Annotated in this window: 14 protein-coding genes; 13 read left to right on the forward strand and 1 reads right to left on the reverse strand. The window is 75.6% G+C overall.

Annotation, left to right across the window (positions count from 1 at the left end; all coding sequences use genetic code 11):
- Positions 1-131 precede the first annotated feature (131 nt).
- From hrcA to ACL02T_RS21240, 6 genes are all read left to right on the forward strand, one after another.
- Positions 132-1151, forward strand: a complete 1020-nt coding sequence (gene hrcA, locus ACL02T_RS21215) for a heat-inducible transcriptional repressor HrcA (RefSeq protein ID WP_412832469.1) — start codon at positions 132-134, stop codon at positions 1149-1151.
- A gap of 76 nt (positions 1152-1227) precedes the next feature.
- On the forward strand, positions 1228-2385 hold the full coding sequence (gene dnaJ / locus ACL02T_RS21220; RefSeq protein ID WP_412832503.1) for a molecular chaperone DnaJ: 1158 nt from the start codon (positions 1228-1230) through the stop codon (positions 2383-2385).
- A gap of 8 nt (positions 2386-2393) precedes the next feature.
- Entirely contained in the window at positions 2394-3161 is a 768-nt protein-coding gene (locus tag ACL02T_RS21225; RefSeq protein WP_412832470.1) for a 16S rRNA (uracil(1498)-N(3))-methyltransferase, read from the forward strand.
- A 211-nt stretch (positions 3162-3372) separates the two neighbouring features.
- On the forward strand, positions 3373-4146 hold the full coding sequence (locus ACL02T_RS21230) for a cyclase family protein (protein ID WP_412832471.1): 774 nt from the start codon (positions 3373-3375) through the stop codon (positions 4144-4146).
- Positions 4147-4153: 7 nt separating this feature from the next.
- On the forward strand, positions 4154-5776 hold the full coding sequence (locus tag ACL02T_RS21235) for a thiamine pyrophosphate-binding protein (protein WP_412832472.1): 1623 nt from the start codon (positions 4154-4156) through the stop codon (positions 5774-5776).
- Positions 5777-6001: 225 nt separating this feature from the next.
- Positions 6002-7057, forward strand: a complete 1056-nt coding sequence (locus tag ACL02T_RS21240; protein ID WP_412832473.1) for a PhoH family protein — start codon at positions 6002-6004, stop codon at positions 7055-7057.
- Between the two features lie 168 nt (positions 7058-7225).
- Here the strand turns inward: ACL02T_RS21240 and ACL02T_RS21245 are convergent, their stop codons facing one another.
- Complete coding sequence (locus ACL02T_RS21245) at positions 7226-7990, reverse strand: IclR family transcriptional regulator (protein WP_412832474.1); 765 nt, start codon at positions 7988-7990, stop codon at positions 7226-7228.
- Between the two features lie 91 nt (positions 7991-8081).
- On the opposite strand from ACL02T_RS21245, the gene dhaK reads away from it, so the two are divergent.
- The 7 genes from dhaK to lhgD all read left to right on the forward strand — a co-directional run bounded on the left by dhaK (position 8082) and on the right by lhgD (position 16732).
- Positions 8082-9080, forward strand: coding sequence for a dihydroxyacetone kinase subunit DhaK (gene dhaK / locus ACL02T_RS21250; protein WP_412832475.1), 999 nt, complete (start codon positions 8082-8084; stop codon positions 9078-9080).
- The gene (gene dhaL / locus ACL02T_RS21255; RefSeq protein ID WP_412832476.1) at positions 9077-9703 is read left to right on the forward strand and encodes a dihydroxyacetone kinase subunit DhaL; all 627 of its coding nucleotides are present in this window, start codon (positions 9077-9079) and stop codon (positions 9701-9703) included. The genes dhaK and dhaL overlap by 4 nt, the downstream gene beginning before the upstream one ends.
- Positions 9704-9803: 100 nt before the next feature.
- Complete coding sequence (ptsP, locus tag ACL02T_RS21260; protein ID WP_412832477.1) at positions 9804-13085, forward strand: phosphoenolpyruvate--protein phosphotransferase; 3282 nt, start codon at positions 9804-9806, stop codon at positions 13083-13085.
- 79 nt (positions 13086-13164) lie between these two features.
- On the forward strand, positions 13165-13722 hold the full coding sequence (gene ybeY, locus ACL02T_RS21265; protein WP_412832478.1) for an rRNA maturation RNase YbeY: 558 nt from the start codon (positions 13165-13167) through the stop codon (positions 13720-13722).
- A gap of 31 nt (positions 13723-13753) precedes the next feature.
- The gene (locus ACL02T_RS21270; RefSeq protein ID WP_412832479.1) at positions 13754-15145 is read left to right on the forward strand and encodes a hemolysin family protein; all 1392 of its coding nucleotides are present in this window, start codon (positions 13754-13756) and stop codon (positions 15143-15145) included.
- On the forward strand, positions 15132-15488 hold the full coding sequence (locus ACL02T_RS21275; protein WP_412832480.1) for a cytidine deaminase-like protein: 357 nt from the start codon (positions 15132-15134) through the stop codon (positions 15486-15488). Before ACL02T_RS21270 ends, ACL02T_RS21275 begins: the two co-directional genes overlap by 14 nt.
- Positions 15485-16732: an L-2-hydroxyglutarate dehydrogenase gene (lhgD, locus tag ACL02T_RS21280; protein ID WP_412832481.1), complete on the forward strand. Its 1248-nt coding sequence runs from the start codon at positions 15485-15487 to the stop codon at positions 16730-16732. Before ACL02T_RS21275 ends, lhgD begins: the two co-directional genes overlap by 4 nt.
- The last annotated feature ends 24 nt before the right edge of the window (positions 16733-16756 follow it).

Consider the following 16756-nt stretch of genomic DNA (forward strand, 5'->3'; position numbering starts at 1 on the left):
TTGAGGTTGAGCGGGGACGGCGCAGAATCCTGAGCCGGGTCACACCTCGCGCCCGGGCGATCGGGGGGCGCTTCCGCATAGACTGGACGAACGTCCGGTGACGTGTGCGGGTCAGCAGGGAGGTGTGTGCGGTGAACGCCGACGAACGCCGCTTCGCGGTCCTCCAGGCGATCGTGGCGGACTACGTCTCGACCCAGGAACCCGTGGGCTCCAAGACGATCGTGGAGCGCCACAACCTCGGGGTCTCGAGCGCCACGGTCCGCAACGACATGGCCGTGCTGGAGGAGGAGGGGCTGATCGCCCAGCCGCACACCAGCGCCGGCCGCATCCCCACCGACAAGGGCTACCGGCAGTTCGTCGACCGGCTGGCCCAGGTCAAACCGCTGTCGGCGGCGGAGCGCAAGGCCGTCCAGACCTTCCTGGAGGGCGCGCTCGACCTCGACGACGTCCTCCGCCGCAGTGTCCGGCTGCTCGCGCAGCTGACCCGGCAGGTCGCCGTCGTCCAGTACCCGACGCTGACCCGCTCCACGGTCCGGCACCTGGAGGTCGTCCAGCTCACGCCCGCGCGGCTGATGCTGGTCCTGATCACCGACTCGGGGCGGGTGGACCAGCGGATGGTCGACCTGGGCCAGGTCGTCACCGAGGAGGACGCAGGCCGGCTGCGCACGCTGCTCAACCAGGCGTTGGCCGGCCGCCGGCTGGCCGACGCGTCGGCGCGGGTCGCGGAGCTGCCGCACTCGGCGCCGACCGAGCTGCGCGACGTCGTGCTCACGGTCTCCACCGTGCTGATCGAGACGCTGGTGGAGCACCCGGAGGAGCGGCTGGTGCTGGGCGGCACCGCGAACCTCACCCGCAACACCGCGGACTTCCCGGGGTCGTTGCGGCAGGTCCTCGAGGCCCTCGAGGAGCAGGTCGTGGTGCTGAAACTGCTGGCCGCGGCGCAGGACCCGGGCCTGGTCACGGTGCGGATCGGCGAGGAGAACGAATCGGCCGACCTGCACACGGCCTCGGTCGTGTCGATCGGCTACGGGCCGGGCACCGTCCTGGGCGGAATGGGCGTGGTCGGACCGACCCGAATGGACTACCCGGGCACGATGGCGGCGGTGCACGCCGTCGCCCGATACGTGGGTGAGATCCTGGCGGGGCGTTAGGGCCCACCGGGCTGAGCTGTCGAGCACCGAGCTGTACTGAGCTGTCGAGCACAGAAGGATCATGGGGACTTCGAGGGTGGCACGGGACTACTACGGCATCCTGGGCGTCGAGCCGGGCGCGGACGCCGCCGAACTGAAGCGGGCCTACCGCAAACTCGCGCGGGAGCTGCACCCGGACGTCAACCCGGAGCCGGCGGCGCAGGAGCGCTTCCGCGAGGTCAGCGCGGCCTACGAGGTCCTCACGGACCCGGAGAAGCGCCGGATCGTCGACCTGGGCGGCGATCCGCTGGACAACGGCCGCGGCGGCGGCGCGGGCGGGGCGGACCCGTTCAGCGCCTTCGGCTTCGGCGACATCATGGACGCGTTCTTCGGCGGCGCGGCGGGCGGCCGCTCGCGGGGGCCGCGCAGCCGCGTGCAGCCGGGCGCGGACGCGCTCATCCGCATGCAGCTGACCCTGGAGGAGTGCGCCACCGGGGTGCAGCGCGAGCTGACCGTGGACACCGCGGTGCTCTGCTCGGAGTGCGGCGGGGACGGCTGCGCCCCCGGCACGCACCCGCAGGCGTGCGACACCTGCGGGGGCCGCGGCGAGGTGCAGAGCGTGCAGCGCTCCTTCCTCGGCCAGGTCGTTACGTCGAGGCCGTGCCCGACCTGCCGCGGGCTCGGCGAGGTCATCCCGGAGCCGTGCCGGCAGTGTGCGGGCGACGGCCGGGTGCGCTCGCGGCGCAGCGTCGGCGTCCGGATCCCGGCCGGGGTGGCCGACGGGATGCGCGTGCGGCTGGCGGGCCAGGGCGAGGTCGGTGCGGGCGGCGGCCCGGCCGGCGACCTCTACGTCGAGGTCGAGGAGATCCCGCACGAGGTCTTCCAGCGCGACGGCGCGGATCTGCACGTCCGGCTGCCGCTGCCGATGACCGCGGCCGCGCTGGGGGCCACGCTCCCGCTGCCGATGCTCGACGGCTCCAGCGAGGACCTGCACGTCGAGCCGGGCACCCAGGCCGGCACGCTGCGCACGCTGCGCGGGAAGGGCATGCCGCGGCTGCGCTCCACGGGCCGCATCGACGGCCATGGGGATCTGATCGTGCACGTCGACGTCACCGTGCCCACCAAGCTCGACAAGGAGCAGACCGAGCTGCTGCGTCAGCTCGCCAAGCTGCGCGGCGAGGAGCAGCCGGACCTGGCCGTCGGCGCCCGCAACGGGCACGGGCTGTTCGCCCGGCTGCGCGACTCCTTCCGGTAGGGCGGCCGGTGGGCACCGCGCCGCTGTTCCTCGTCGAGGAGCTGCCGGCGTCCGGGTCCGTGCTGCTCGACGGGCCGGAGGGCCGGCACGCCGCGGCGGTCAAACGGATCCGGGTCGGCGAGGTCGTGCGGCTCGGCGACGGTCGCGGCGCGGTCGGCCGGGCCCACGCGCTCGCCGTCGCCAAGGACTCGGTGGAGTTCGCGCTCGACGAGGTCGTGCACCATCCGGCGCCCGTGCCGCGGGTCGTGCTCGCGCAGGCCCTGGTGAAGGGGGACCGCGGCGAGCTGGCCGTCGAGCTGGCCACGGAGGCGGGCGTCGACGCGATCCTGCCGTGGCGGGCGGCGCGGTGCGTCGCGCGCTGGGAGCAGGGGCCCCGCGGCGAGAAGGCGCTCGCGCGCTGGCGCTCGACCGTCCGCGAGGCCGCCAAGCAGGCCCGCCGGCCGTGGATCCCGGAGGTGGGCGAACCCGTGAGCACCGCCGACCTGGCGGCCCGCGGCGGCCCGGCCCTGGTGCTGCACGAGAACGCGGGCGCCGTGCTGTCCGCCGCGGACCTGCCGGCGGACGGGGAGGTGCTGCTCGTCGTCGGGCCGGAGGGCGGGGTGTCGGAGGAGGAGCTGGCCACGCTCGCCGCCGCCGGGGCCCGCCCGGTCCGGCTCGGCCCCGAGGTGCTGCGCGCCTCGACCGCCGCTGCGGTGGCGCTGGGGGCCATCGGTGTGCTGACCGGGCGTTGGTGCGAGCGGGACGCGGCGCCGCCGGCCCCCTCGGCGCGGACGTGACCGGGACCACGTGGCTGCGCGTGCACCGACTGCGTGACCGCGCAAGGAACTGGTCTAGGCTCGGGGCGGCTCACCCACCCCCCTGGTGAGCACCCGGTCCCGCGGCCCGTCCTCGGCGCCGCGGGGGCCGCCGGAAACACGAGGCGGCCGCGCCGCGACGATCCTCCCCCCGGTCGTCGCGGCGCGCCACGGGGAGCCGTAGCGTCCGGGCATGGGTGTCCTGCAGGAGCTGCTCTCCGCTCTGTCCTCCCGGCGGGTCGAGATCGTCGACCTGACCGCCCCGCTGCACTCCGGTACGCCGATCCTGCAGCTGCCGCCCCCCTTCGCGAACACGATCCCGTTCTCGTTGTCCGAGATCAGCCGCTACGACGAGCGCGGTCCGGCCTGGTACTGGAACGACATCCACACCGGCGAGCACAGCGGCACCCACTTCGACGCGCCGGTCCACTGGGTCACCGGCCGGGACGGCGAGGACGTGTCCCAGGTGCCCGCGTCGCGGCTGCTGGCCCCGGCCGTGGTGCTCGACTTCTCCGCGGAGTCCGCGGCCGACCCGGACTTCCTGCTCGAGATCGACCACGTGACGGCGTGGGAGGCCGAGCACGGGGCGCTGCCCGAGGGCGGCTGGCTGCTCTACCGGACCGGCTGGGACGCCCGCTCGGCCGACGCCGAGGCCTTCCTCAACGCCGACGCGAACGGCCCCCACACCCCGGGCGTCTCGGTCGAGTGCGCGACCTGGCTGGCGGAGGAGGCGCCGATCCTCGGGTTCGGCACCGAGACCGTCGGCACGGACGCGGGTGCCGCGCACTCCTTCGACCCGCCCTTCCCCTGCCATTCCTTCCTGCTCGGCGCGGGCAAGTACGGGCTCACCCAGCTGCAGAACCTCGCGACGCTCCCGCCGACCGGCGCCGTGCTGCTCACCTCGCCGCTGCCGATCGTCGGCGGCTCGGGCTCACCGGCGCGCGTGCTGGCCCTGGTGGAGAGGTGATCGTCGCGTGATCGTCGCCGAGCTGGTCGGAGGGACGCTCGCGAAACTGGGCGTCGGGCACGCGTTCGGGGTGGTGGGCAGCGGCAACTTCCACGTCACGAACGCCCTGCGGGAGGCAGGGGTGCCGTTCACCGCGACCCGGCACGAAGGCGGCGCCGCGACGATGGCGGACGCCTTCGGGCGGATGTCCGGGCGCCCCGCCGTGCTCAGCGTGCACCAGGGCTGCGGCCTGACCAACGCCCTGACCGGGATCACGGAGGCCGCGAAGAGCCGCACACCGATGATCGTCCTCGCCGCCGACACGGCCGGGTCGGCCGTACGGTCCAACTTCCGGATCGACCAGGACGCGCTGGTCACGGCCGTGGGCGCGGTCGCCGAGCGGGTGCACTCGCCGGAGAGCGCGCTCGCGGACACCGTCCGCGCCCACCGCACCGCGGTCGAGCAGCGCCGCACGGTGGTGCTCAACCTGCCGCTCGACGTCCAGGCCGCCCCGGCCGAACCGGCGCCCCGGCCCGCGCTCCCGCCCGTCGCCCCGCCGCGGGCGTCGGCCGAGGCCGTGGCCGCACTCGCCGGCCTGCTCGACGAGGCGCAGCGGCCGGTCTTCGTCGCCGGCCGCGGCGCCCGCGGGGCCCGGGAAGAGCTGCGCGCGCTCGCCGAGGCGTCCGGCGCACTGCTCGCGACCTCGGCGGTGGCCTCGGGACTGTTCCACGACGACCCGTGGTCGCTCGGGATCTCCGGCGGGTTCGCCTCGCCGCTCGCGGCCGAGCTGATCGCCGGCGCCGACCTCGTCGTCGCGTGGGGGTGCGCGCTCACGATGTGGACCACCCGGCACGGCCGGCTGATCGGCGACGGGGCGCGGGTGGTCCAGGTCGACCTCGACGTCGACGCGCTCGGCGCCCACCGGTCCGTCGACCTCGGCGTGGTGGGCGACGTCGCCACCACCGCCGCGGAGGTGCTCGGGGCGGTCGGCCCCCGCACCGGCTACCGGACACCGGACGTGCGGGACGCGATCGCCGACCGCGGACGCCTGCGGGACGTCCCGTACACCGACCTGACCGGGCCCGAGGGGATCGACCCGCGCACGCTGACGATCGCGCTCGACGACCTGCTGCCGGCCGAGCGGGTCGTCGCCGTCGACTCGGGGAACTTCATGGGCTACCCGGCGGCGTACCTGCAGGTCCCCGACGAGCTCGGGTTCTGCTTCACGCAGGGCTACCAGTCGATCGGCCTCGGCCTGGCCACGGCGGTCGGCGCGGCCCTCGCCCGGCCGGACCGGCTCGTCGTCGCGGCGCTGGGCGACGGCGGCGCGCTGATGGGCGCGGCCGAGCTGGACACCGTGGCCCGGCTCGGGACCCCGATGGTGATCGTGGTCTACGACGACCGGGCCTACGGCGCCGAGGTGCACCACTTCGCGGGGGCCGACCACACGACCGTCGTGTTCCCGGAGACCGACATCGCCGCGATCGGGCGGGGCTACGGGCTCGACGCGGTGACGGTCCGGGCCCCGGGGGACCTCACGGGCGTCGAGGAATGGCTGGCGGGCCCGCGCGACCGGGCGCTGCTGGTCCACGCCACGATCGCCTCGGACGGCGGCTCGTGGTGGCTGCAGGAGGCGTTCCGCGGCCACTAGTGCGGTGATCACCAGATACCCCCTGGCCCGGCGTCCGGGTCACCGTGCGGCGGGGCGACGTCCGCCGGACGTCCGCGGAGCACTGCTCCGGTGCACCGGAGCGACCGGGCCGAACGGCGGGGCGGGCCGTCGGTTCCCGGCGGTAACATCGGGCACGGCACAGGCCCTCCGGGCCGCGGTGCAGGACCCCAGCGCAGAGCAGCAGGAAGCAGGCGACCAGATCACGTGACGCAGCCGGACCCCGTCCAGTCCCGCATCGCTGTCCCGGACACCGCGCTGCTCGCGCTGCTCGGCTCCCGTGACGAGTCGTTGCGCACCGCCGAGGAGCTGCTCGCCGCGGACGTGCACGTGCGCGGCAACGAGCTGACCCTCTCCGGCGAGCCCGCCGACGTGGCGTTCGCCGAGCGCGTGTTCGCCGAGCTCATCACGGTGGCCGAGCGGGGCCAGCAGGTCGGGTCGGACACCGTGCGGCGCACCGTCGAGATGCTCGGCGTCGCCGACCCCGCCGTCGCCGCCGTGCGCGGCGAGTCGCCGGCCGAGGTGCTGAGCCTGGACATCGTCTCCCGCCGGGGCAAGACCATCCGGCCGAAGACGCTGAACCAGAAGCGCTACGTCGACGCGATCGACGCGAACACGATCGTCTTCGGCATCGGCCCGGCCGGTACCGGCAAGACGTACCTGGCGATGGCCAAGGCCGTGCAGGCGTTGCAGGCCAAGCAGGTCAACCGGATCATCCTCACCCGCCCGGCCGTGGAGGCGGGGGAGCGGCTCGGCTACCTGCCGGGCACGCTCTACGAGAAGATCGACCCCTACCTGCGTCCGCTGTACGACGCGCTGCACGACATGATCGATCCCGAGTCGATCCCGAAGCTCATCGCGGCGGGGACGATCGAGGTCGCGCCGTTGGCGTACATGCGCGGTCGCACGCTCAACGACGCGTTCATCATCCTCGACGAGGCGCAGAACACCACGCCCGAGCAGATGAAGATGTTCCTGACCCGGCTGGGCTTCGGCTCGAAGATCGTGGTCACGGGCGACGTCACGCAGATCGACCTGCCGGGCAGCACCCGGTCCGGCCTGCAGGTCGTCCAGGACATCCTGTTCGGGGTGGACGACGTGGCGTTCCCGGAGCTGACCAGCAGCGACGTGGTGCGCCATCGGCTGGTCAGCGAGATCGTCGACGCCTACGCCCGCTTCGACGGTGACCGGAACCGGGGCCAACTGCGCAGCGCCGCCCCCCGCACCGGCCCTCCGCAGGACCGTCGCACCCGCCGTCGCTGACCGCCGACCTGCGGCCGGCGGCGGCACCGCGGTGGCCCGGACCCCCACATGATCGCCGGTTCGGACCGCTGCACGCCGCCACCGGCCGTGACGGGGCCAGACCGACGATCACGACCGTCCCCTGCGACCGGCGCGCCGCCGGAGGTGTCGGGTCCCGGTCGGCGGTGATCAGGAGGCCGCCTCGTTCCGGCCCTCGACGACCGGGGGCCAGGCGGCGGCGCCGAGCTCGCGGGAGACCGCCCGGGCGGTGTGCCGCAGGGCGTCCGGCGCCGCGGGCGGCAGCGGCCACTCCCCGGCGGGCACGACGAGCCCGATCGCCCCGGCGATCACGCCGTCGGCCGCGGCGATCGGCGCCCCCAGCCCGCACTCGCCGAGCACGGCCTCCTCGACCTCGGTCGCGAGGCCGGTGCGGCGCACCCCGGCCAGCTGCGCGTCGAGCTCCCGCGCCTCGGTCACGGTCTCGCCCGTCATCCGGTGCGGTCGCTCGGCGGGCTCGCAGGCGCCGTAGGCCAGCAGCGCCTTCCCGACCGCGCAGGCGTGGGCCGGCACCACGATGCCGACCTCGGTCATCTGCCGACTCCCGTCCGGCCGAGGTTCGTGGCCGACCACGATCGCATCGCGCTGCAGGGCCACCGCCACCCGCACCGCGCACCCCGTGCGCCGGGCCAGGTCCTCCGCCCACGGCCGGGCCCGGGCCCGCAGCTCGAGGTTGTCCAGGTAGACGTTGCCGAGCCGGAGCGTGGCCGGACCGAGCCGGTAGAGGCCCGAGTCCCGCTCCTGCACGACCATGCCGTGCGCGACCAGCGTGCGGACGAGCCCGTGCACGGTCGACGGGGCGAGCCCGCAGCCCGTCGCGATCTCCCCGAGACTGCGCCGCTGCGCCCCCTGCAGCACCGCCAGCACCTTCAGGGCCCGGTCCACGGACTGGATCACCGTTCACTCCTTGTGTCGTGCGCCAGGTCACAGTAGCGTCCGACAGGTTTTCGGCATAGCCGAACGGGCTTCGGGTGCGCGGGAGGATCCCATGAAAAAGCTCATCAACGACCCGGCCGACATCGTCGTCGAGGCGCTCCGGGGAATGGCCGCGGCGCATCCCGAGCTCCGCGTCGACCTCGAGAACAGGGTCGTCTTCCGCGGCGACGCGCCGGTCCGGGGCAAGGTCGGGCTGGTCTCCGGCGGCGGCTCCGGGCACGAGCCGATGCACGGCGGGTTCGTCGGCGCCGGCATGCTCGACGCCGCGTGCGCCGGCGAGGTCTTCACCTCGCCCGTCCCGGACCAGATGGTCGCCGCGACGGAGGGCGTCGACGGTGGCGCCGGCGTGCTGCACATCGTGAAGAACTACACCGGCGACGTCATGAACTTCGAGATGGCGGCCGAGCTGGCCGCGGCGAAGACGGGCGTCGAGGTCCAGGCCGTCGTCGTCGACGACGACGTCGCCGTGCAGGACAGTCTCTACACCGCCGGGCGCCGTGGCGTGGGGACCACCGTGCTGCTGGAGAAGATCGTGGGCGCGGCCGCCGACCAGGGCCGCAGTCTCGCCGAGGTCGCCGACGTGGCGCGCAAGGTCGACGACCGCGGGCGCAGCATGGGCATGGCGCTGACCTCGTGCACCGTGCCCGCCGCGGGCCGGCCGACCTTCGACCTCCCCGACGACGAGATGGAGATCGGCATCGGCATCCACGGCGAGCCGGGCCGTCGTCGCGTGCCCCTCGCGCCCGCCAAGGAGATCGCGGAGATGCTGGTCGAGCCGATCCTGGCCGACGCGGACTTCACCGCCGAGCCCGTGATCTGCTTCGTCAACGGCATGGGCGCCAGCCCGCTGATGGAGCTGTACCTGATGTACGGCGAGGTCGCGGGGCTGCTCGAGCGGGCCGGGGTGCGGATCGCGCGCTCGCTGGTCGGCCCCTACATCACGAGCCTGGACATGGCGGGCTGCTCGGTCACCCTGCTCCGCGCCGACGACGACCTGCTCGGCCTGTGGGACGCGCCGGTCCGCACGCCGGGCCTGCGGTGGGGCGCATGACCACCTCCGACGAGCTCCTGGGCTGGATGCGCGAGTTCGCCCGGCAGGTGACCGAGCACCGCGACGAGCTGACCGCGCTCGACTCCGCCATCGGCGACGCCGACCACGGGATCAACATGGCGCGCGGGATGGGAGCGGTGCTCGAGGCGCTCGACGCCGCGCCGCCGGCGACCGTGGGCGCAGCGTTCAAGCAGATCGGGATGACGCTGGTCAGCAAGGTCGGCGGGGCGAGCGGGCCGCTCTACGGGACGCTGTTCCTGCGGTTCGGGACGGCCGCGGGCGAGGTCACCGAGCTCGACCCGGCCGGCTTCGCCAAGGCGTTCCGCGCCGGGCTGGAGGGGGTCGTGGCGCGCGGGCGCCCGGAGGCCGGGGACAAGACCATGTACGACGCGCTGGCTCCCGCGCTCGACGCCCTCGACGAGGCCCTCGCGGGCGGCGCCACCCTCGGCGACGCGCTCCGCTCGGCATCGACCGCAGCGGACGCGGGGCGGGACGCCACCATCCCGATGCTCGCCCGCAAGGGCCGGGCGAGCTACCTGGGCGAGCGGAGCGTGGGGCACCAGGACCCCGGGGCGACGTCGTCGGCCCTGCTCGTCGCCGCCGCGGCCGCGACCCTGGGATGAGCACGTGACGGAGGGCACCGGGGGAGCGGGGGCCGGCGCTGTGGCCGCAGGTGCGGCCGTCGCGGGGCCGTCCGGGCCATCCGGATCGTCCGGGCGTGGCGTGGCCGCCGCCGGTCCGCCCGTCGGTCTCGTCGCCGTGTCGCACAGCCGGGCTCTCGGCGAGGCCGCGGTGGCGCTGGCCCGCGAGATGCTGCACGGGCCGGCGGGGGAGGCGGTCCGGGTCGAGGTGGCGGCCGGCCTCGACGCCACCACGTTCGGCACCGACGCGACCGCCGTCGCCGAGGCCATCACTGCGGCCGATGCAGGTGCCGGGGTCGTCGTCCTGATGGACCTCGGCAGCGCCGTGCTGTCCGCGGAGGTCGCGCTGGAGCTGCTCGAGGATCCGTCGGCCCGGGATCGGGTGCTGCTCTGCCCGGCCCCGCTGGTGGAGGGCCTGGTCGCCGCCGCCGTCGCGGCAGCGGGCGGGGCGGACCGGGCCGGGGTGGCGGCGGAGGCGGTCGCGGGTGCCGACGCGAAGGCGGCCCAGCTCGGGCCGGTCGACGCACCGCCGCCCGTCGTCGGGTCGGCCGCGCAGCCCGGGCCTGCCGGTGGTGCGGAGGGTGGGGCCGGGCCTGGCGGTGGTGCGGAGGGCGGGGCCGGACCGGTCGGCGCGGAGGGCGGCCCCGTCGGGTGGGGACTCGAGCCGGGCGACTCCGTGGGGGTCGACGAGGGCGGGGTCGATGCGGGCGGGGTCGACGGGAAGGGGGTCGACGGGAAGGGGGTCGACGGGAAGGGGGTCGACCGGGAGGGCGGGGTCGGAGCCGGGGCCCAGGCGACGGGCACCTTCGTGGTGACCCCGCCGCACGGGCTGCACGCCCGCCCCGCGGCCGTGCTGGTCCAGGCCCTGCGCGGGTTCGACGCCCGGGTGGAGCTGCGCGTGCCCCGGACGGGCCGCGGCCCCGTTCCCGCAGCGAGCCTCACCGGCGTGGCCTCGCTCGACGCGGGGGCGGGGGCCGAGGTCGAGGTCCGCGCGCGGGGACCGGAGGCGCGCGAGGCCGTCGACGCCCTCCTCGCCCTCGCCGCGGAGGGCTTCGGCGACGCGCCACCGACCACGTCGCCTGCCGCCCCGACCCCTGCCGCCCCGACCCCTGCCGCCCCGACCCCTGTCGCCCCGTCGCCTGTCGCCCCGTCGCCTGCCGCCTCGGCTCCTGGCGCCGCGTCCACTGCCGCCGCGTCGGCTGCCGGCGCCCCGGCCCCGGCCCCGTCGACTGCCGGCGCCCCGGTCCCGGCCGGGTCGACTGCTGCCGCCGGGGCCCCCGCAGCCTCCACCGCCTCACCCCCCACCACACCGGCCCCCACCACACCGGCCCCCACCACACCGGCCCCCACCACACCGGCCCCCACCACACCGGCCCCCACCACACCGGCCCCCGGGACGCCGGCGCCCGTCGTCGGAGCGGCGGGGTTCGGGCAGGGGAGCGGGGCCCTGCCCGCCTCCCCCGGCATCGCGATCGGGCCGGCGCGGCTGCACCGGGCCGTCGAGCTGCGGGTTCCCGACGAGAAGGCCGACGATCCCGAGCGCGAACGGGAGCGCCTGGACCACGCCCTCGACGAGGCACGCCGCACGATCGCGGCCGTGCGCGACGCCACCCCGGCCTCCGAGGCCGCGATCTTCGACGCCCACCTGACGATGCTCGACGATCCCGCCCTCGTCGACGCCGCGCACTCCGGCATCGCTGCCGGCGAGGCGGCCCCAGCGGCCTGGGCGGCCGCCGTCGACGACGCCGAACGCACGCTCGCCGCGCTCCCCGGCGAGTACCTCCGCGCCCGCGCCGCCGACGTCCGCGCCGTCGGCGACGAGGTCCTCCGCGCCCTGCTGACCGGCAGCTCCCGACTCGCGCTGCCGGATCTGCCGACCCGCGGAACAGCACCCCGTGACTCGGGAGATCCGGCAGCGCGAGTCGCGAGTTCCGGGGGCCCACCGCTGAGCGCGCCGACCCCGCCCGAGCCGGACCGCGAGCCGACCGGTTCCGTCGGGCCGACCGGTTCCGTCGGGCCGACCGGTTCCGCCGGGCCGACCGGTTCCGCCGGGCGGACCGGTTCCGTCGGGCCGGCCGGCTCTGCCGGGCGGGTCGTGCTCGTCGCCGCGGACCTCACGCCCGCCGAGGCGGCGGTGCTCGAGCCGGAGGACGTGGCCGGGGTCGTCCTGGCCGGCGGCAGCGCCACCGGTCATGCCGCGATCCTGCTGCGCGCCCGCGGCATCCCCGCCGTGGTCGGGGCGGGCCCGGCCGTGCTGAACCTGGATCCCGGCACCACCCTCGCGCTCGACGGCACGGCGGGCCGCCTCGTCGTCGACCCGGCCGCCGAGGTCACGGCAGCCTACGCGGCACGACTCGCCCGCCGCGCCGAGCAGGAGGCCTCGGCTCGCGCCCGGGCGGACGAGCCCGCCCGCACCCGCGACGGCACCGGGATCCTGGTCGGCGTGAACGTCGGCGCCGACGCGGCGGGCGCCGCCGGCACCGGCGCCGATCTCGCCGGCCTGGTCCGCACCGAGTTCCTCTTCCTCGATCGGGCCGAGCCCCCCGGCGTCGACGAGCAGGAGGCGGCCTACCGGGCCGTCGCCGAGGCGCTCGGCGGGCGCCGGATCGTCCTGCGCACCCTCGACGTCGGCGGCGACAAGCCCCTGCCGTACGTGCCGATGCCTGCTGAGGCGAACCCGTTCCTCGGCGTCCGCGGGCTGCGGCTGGCCCTGCGCCGCCCGGACCTGCTCGCCGACCAGCTCCGCGCGATCGTCCGGACCGCCCGTGCGACGCCGGTCAGCGTGATGTTCCCCATGGTCACCGTGCCCGCCGAGCTGTACGCCGCCCGGGCCGCCCTCGACGAGGCCATCACCGCGGAGGGCCGCGGCCGCCCGCCGGGGCTCGAGGTCGGGATCATGGTGGAGGTGCCCGCGACGGCCCTGACCGCGGCCGCGTTCGCCCCCGCGGTGGACTTCCTCAGCATCGGTACGAACGACCTCACCCAGTACACGCTCGCGGCGGAGCGGGGCTCGGCCGAGGTCGCGGCCCTCGCCGACCCGCTCTCCCCGGCGGTCCTGCGGTTGGTCGACGCCACCTGCCGCGGCGCCGGCCCCGCCCTGGTCGCGGTGTGCGGCGAGCTCGCCGCCGACCCGGTCGCGACCCCGGTACTCGTCGGGCTCGGGATCCGCGAGCTCTCGGTCGCGCCGCCGGCGGTCGCGCTGGTCAAGCAGGCCGTCCGGGGGGTGGACGCGGAGGCGGCGCGAGCCCTCGCCGGGCGGGCCCTCACCGCGCCGGATGCCGCCGCGGTGCGCGCGCTGCTCGGGGCCGAGCCGGCGGACGGGGCCCCGGACGCCGACACAGGCGCCGGGAGGGACGCCGACTGAGTGCGACCCGGCCCGGTGCGACTACCCTCGTCGGAGTCCCGCCCCAGGTCGCGCCGAGAAGGTTGGTCCGAGAACCGCCGTGAGCATCGAGGTCGTCAACGAGTCCGGCGTCGCCGTCGACGAGTCGCTGATCGTGTCCGTCGCCCGGTACGCGCTCGACGCCATGCGGGTCAGCCCCGCCGTCGAGCTGGCGATCACCGCGGTCACCCTCGACACCATGGCCGAGCTGCACGAGCGGTGGATGGACGAGCCCGGGCCCACGGACGTCATGTCCTTCCCGATGGACGAGCTGGTCGACGACACCCGCCGCCCGGACGCCCCGGAGATCGGCCCCGCGCTGCTCGGCGACATCGTGCTCTGCCCGGCGTTCGCCAAGGACCAGGCGGTCAAGGCCGGGCACGCGCTCTCCGACGAGCTGCACCTGCTGACCGTGCACGGCGTGCTCCACCTGCTCGGCTACGACCACGCCGAGCCGGACGAGGAGCGCGAGATGTTCGCGCTGCAGAACCGGCTGCTGCACGACTGGCGCACCGAGCGGGCGCAGGCCGCGGCCCGCGAGGCCCAGCGGCGCAGCGACTCCCGCCTGCTGGGCGCCGTCGGGCTCGACGCGCCGGCCGACCCCACCGAGCAACGCTGACGGCACCCGCCCGACCACCGCAGGAGAGTAGATGAACGCCGCCGGCCTGCTCGCCGTCGCGATCGTCCTGATCCCCGTCGCCGGGTTGTGCGCGGCCGCCGATGCCGCACTCACCTCGATCTCGCGCGCGCGGGTCACGGACCTGGTCCGGGCGAACCGGCCCGGGTCCCGGGCGCTGTCCACGGTCGTCGACGACCGGGCCCGCTACGTCAACCTGCTGATCCTGCTGCGGCTGATGAGCGAGACGGTCGCGACGGTCCTGCTCACCATCGCGCTGGCGAGCTGGTTCGACCCGGCCTGGGTCGGTGTCCTGCTGGCGGCGGTGATCATGGTCGTGGTCAGCTACGTCCTGATCGGGGTGGGCCCCCGTACTCTCGGCCGCCAGCACCCGTACGCGCTGGGGCTGGCCGTCGCCGCGCCGGTGCGGATCATCGCGACCCTGCTCAGCCCGCTGACCAAGCTGCTCATCCTGGTCGGCAACGCGATCACGCCGGGCCGCGGCTTCCGCGAGGGCCCGTTCTCCTCCGAGGTCGAGCTGCGCGAGCTCGTCGACATGGCCAGCACCAGCGGCGTCGTCGAGGAGGGCGAGCGGAAGATGATCCACTCGGTCTTCGAGCTGGGCGACACGATCGTCCGGGACGTCATGCAGCCCCGGCCCGACGTCGTGTGGGCCGAGCAGGACACGCCGGTCCAGAAGGTCGTCCGGCTCGCGCTGAAGAGCGGCTACTCCCGGATCCCGGTGCTCGGCGAGGGGATCGACGACGTCATCGGCGTCGCCTACCTCAAGGACCTGGTCGGTGCGGGCTGGGACCGGCCGGACGCGCGGCTCGTCGAGGTCGTGCGGCCACCGGTGTTCGTGCCCGACTCCAAGCGGATCGACGAGCTGCTCAAGGACATGCAGCGCACCCGCAACCACATGGCCGTCGTGGTCGACGAGTACGGCGGCACCGCCGGCGTCGTCACGATCGAGGACATCCTCGAGGAGATCGTCGGCGACATCTCCGACGAGTACGACACCGACGAGGTGCCCGAGGTGCAGCGGCTCGACGGCGGCACCCTGCGGTTGGCCGCCCGGCTGCCCGTGGAGGACCTGACCGAGCTGTTCGCCGGCGAGTTCAGCGGTACCGAGCGCGAGGAGCAGCTGCGCGAGGCACTGGGCGAGGCCGACGTCGACACCATCGGCGGGCTGCTCGCGCAGCGGCTGGGCAAGGTCCCGCTGCCCGGCGCCGAGGCCGAGGTCGAGGGGCTGCTCCACCTGCGCGGCGAGGGCGGCAAGGACGCCCGCGGCCGCATCCGTATCACGTCGGTGCTGGTCACGCCCGTGGCCGTACCGGAACCGGCCGACGCCAGCGAAGCCAGCGACCAGAGGGAGGACGCCGCCGAGCAGGTCGACGTCCGGGAGGAGACCGATGTCCGGCAGTGACCCGACCGAGCTCGACGCCGAGGACGCCAAGATCGTCACGCTGGCGCGCTCCTCGCGCGCCCGCACCGGCGCCGCCGAGGGTGCCGCGGTCCGCGACACGGACGGCCGCACCTACGCCGCAGCCTCCGTCGCGCTGCCGTCCCTGCGGCTCACGGCCCTGCAGGCGGCCGTGGCGGCCGCCGTGTCCAGCGGGGCGCCGGGGCTGGAGGCCGCCGCCGTCGTCACCGAGAGCGGCGAGGCGGACGAGGCCTCGGTCGCCGCGGTGCGCGACCTGACCGCGGCCGCGCCGGTGATCGTGGCCGACGCGTCCGGCGCCGTCGTGAGCGTGCTGACGCCCGCATGAGCACACCCCGGTACGACCTCGTCGTCGTCGGCGGCGGGATCGTCGGCCTGGCCACCGCGCACGCGGCGGTCCGCAGCGGGCGAAGCGTCGCCGTCGTCGAACGGGAGTCGCGGCTGGCGGACCACCAGACCGGCCACAACTCCAACGTGATCCACTCCGGGCTCTACTACGCCCCGGGCGGGCTGAAGGCCCGGCTGGCGGTGGCCGGGTGCGCCGAGACCGTCGCCTTCTGCCGCGAGCACGACCTGCCGCACCAGGTGTGCGGGAAGCTGGTCGTGGCCACCGAGCCCGAGGAGCTGCCGCGGATGGCGGAGCTGGAGCGGCGCGGAGCGGCCAACGGGGTCGAGACGCAGCGGCTCGACGCGGAGGGCATCCGCGAGCGGGAGCCGCACGTCCGCGGGCTCGAGGCGCTGTGGGTGCCGTCGACCGGGATCTGCGACTACCGGGCGATCGCGGAGAAGCTCGGCGAGCTGGTGGCCAAGGAGGGCGGCGAGATCCACCTCGGCCGCGCGGTCACCGGGATGGTCCGGCGGGGGACCTCGTCCCGGCCCGACGTCGTGGTCCGCACCGCGCAGGGCGACCTGCTGGGGGAGCGCGTCGTGGTGTGCGGCGGGCTGCGCTGCGACGAGCTCGCGCGCGCCGCCGGCGTGGATCCTGGCGTGCGGATCATCCCGTTCCGCGGGGAGTACTCGGGCTTCACCGACGACGCGGCGGAGCTGGTCAAGGGCCTGATCTACCCGGTCCCGGACCCGGCCTTCCCGTTCCTCGGGGTGCACGCCACCCGCGGCATCGACGGGCACGTCCACGCCGGGCCCAACGCCGTCCTCGCGCTGGCCCGCGAGGGCTACTCGTGGGGCACGGTCAAGCCCAAGGAGCTGCTGGGCTCGCTGGTGTACCCCGGGATGCTGCGGGTCGCGAAACGGCACTGGCGCTACGGGCTCGGCGAGGTGCACCGGTCGCTGTCCAGGGCGGCCATGGTCGCCCAGATCCAGCGGATGCTGCCGGAGGTCGAGGCGCGTCACCTCACGCCCGCGGGCGCCGGGGTGCGGGCGCAGGCCGTGAAGCCGGACGGCACCCTCGTCGACGACTTCCTCTTCGTCGAGCAGGGCGGTGCCGGCGGGGTCCGGGGCCCGGGCTCGATCCTGCACGTGCTCAACGCGCCCTCCCCGGCGGCCACCGCCGCCCTGCCCATCGGCCGCGAGATCCTCGAGCGGCTCACCGGCGACAACCCGGGTCCCCTGTGAGTGCGGACAGTCGCCAGAGCGACT

It is taken from the genome of Pseudonocardia oceanicola (genome assembly GCF_047200735.1).
Classification (GTDB): Bacteria; Actinomycetota; Actinomycetes; order Mycobacteriales; family Pseudonocardiaceae; genus Pseudonocardia.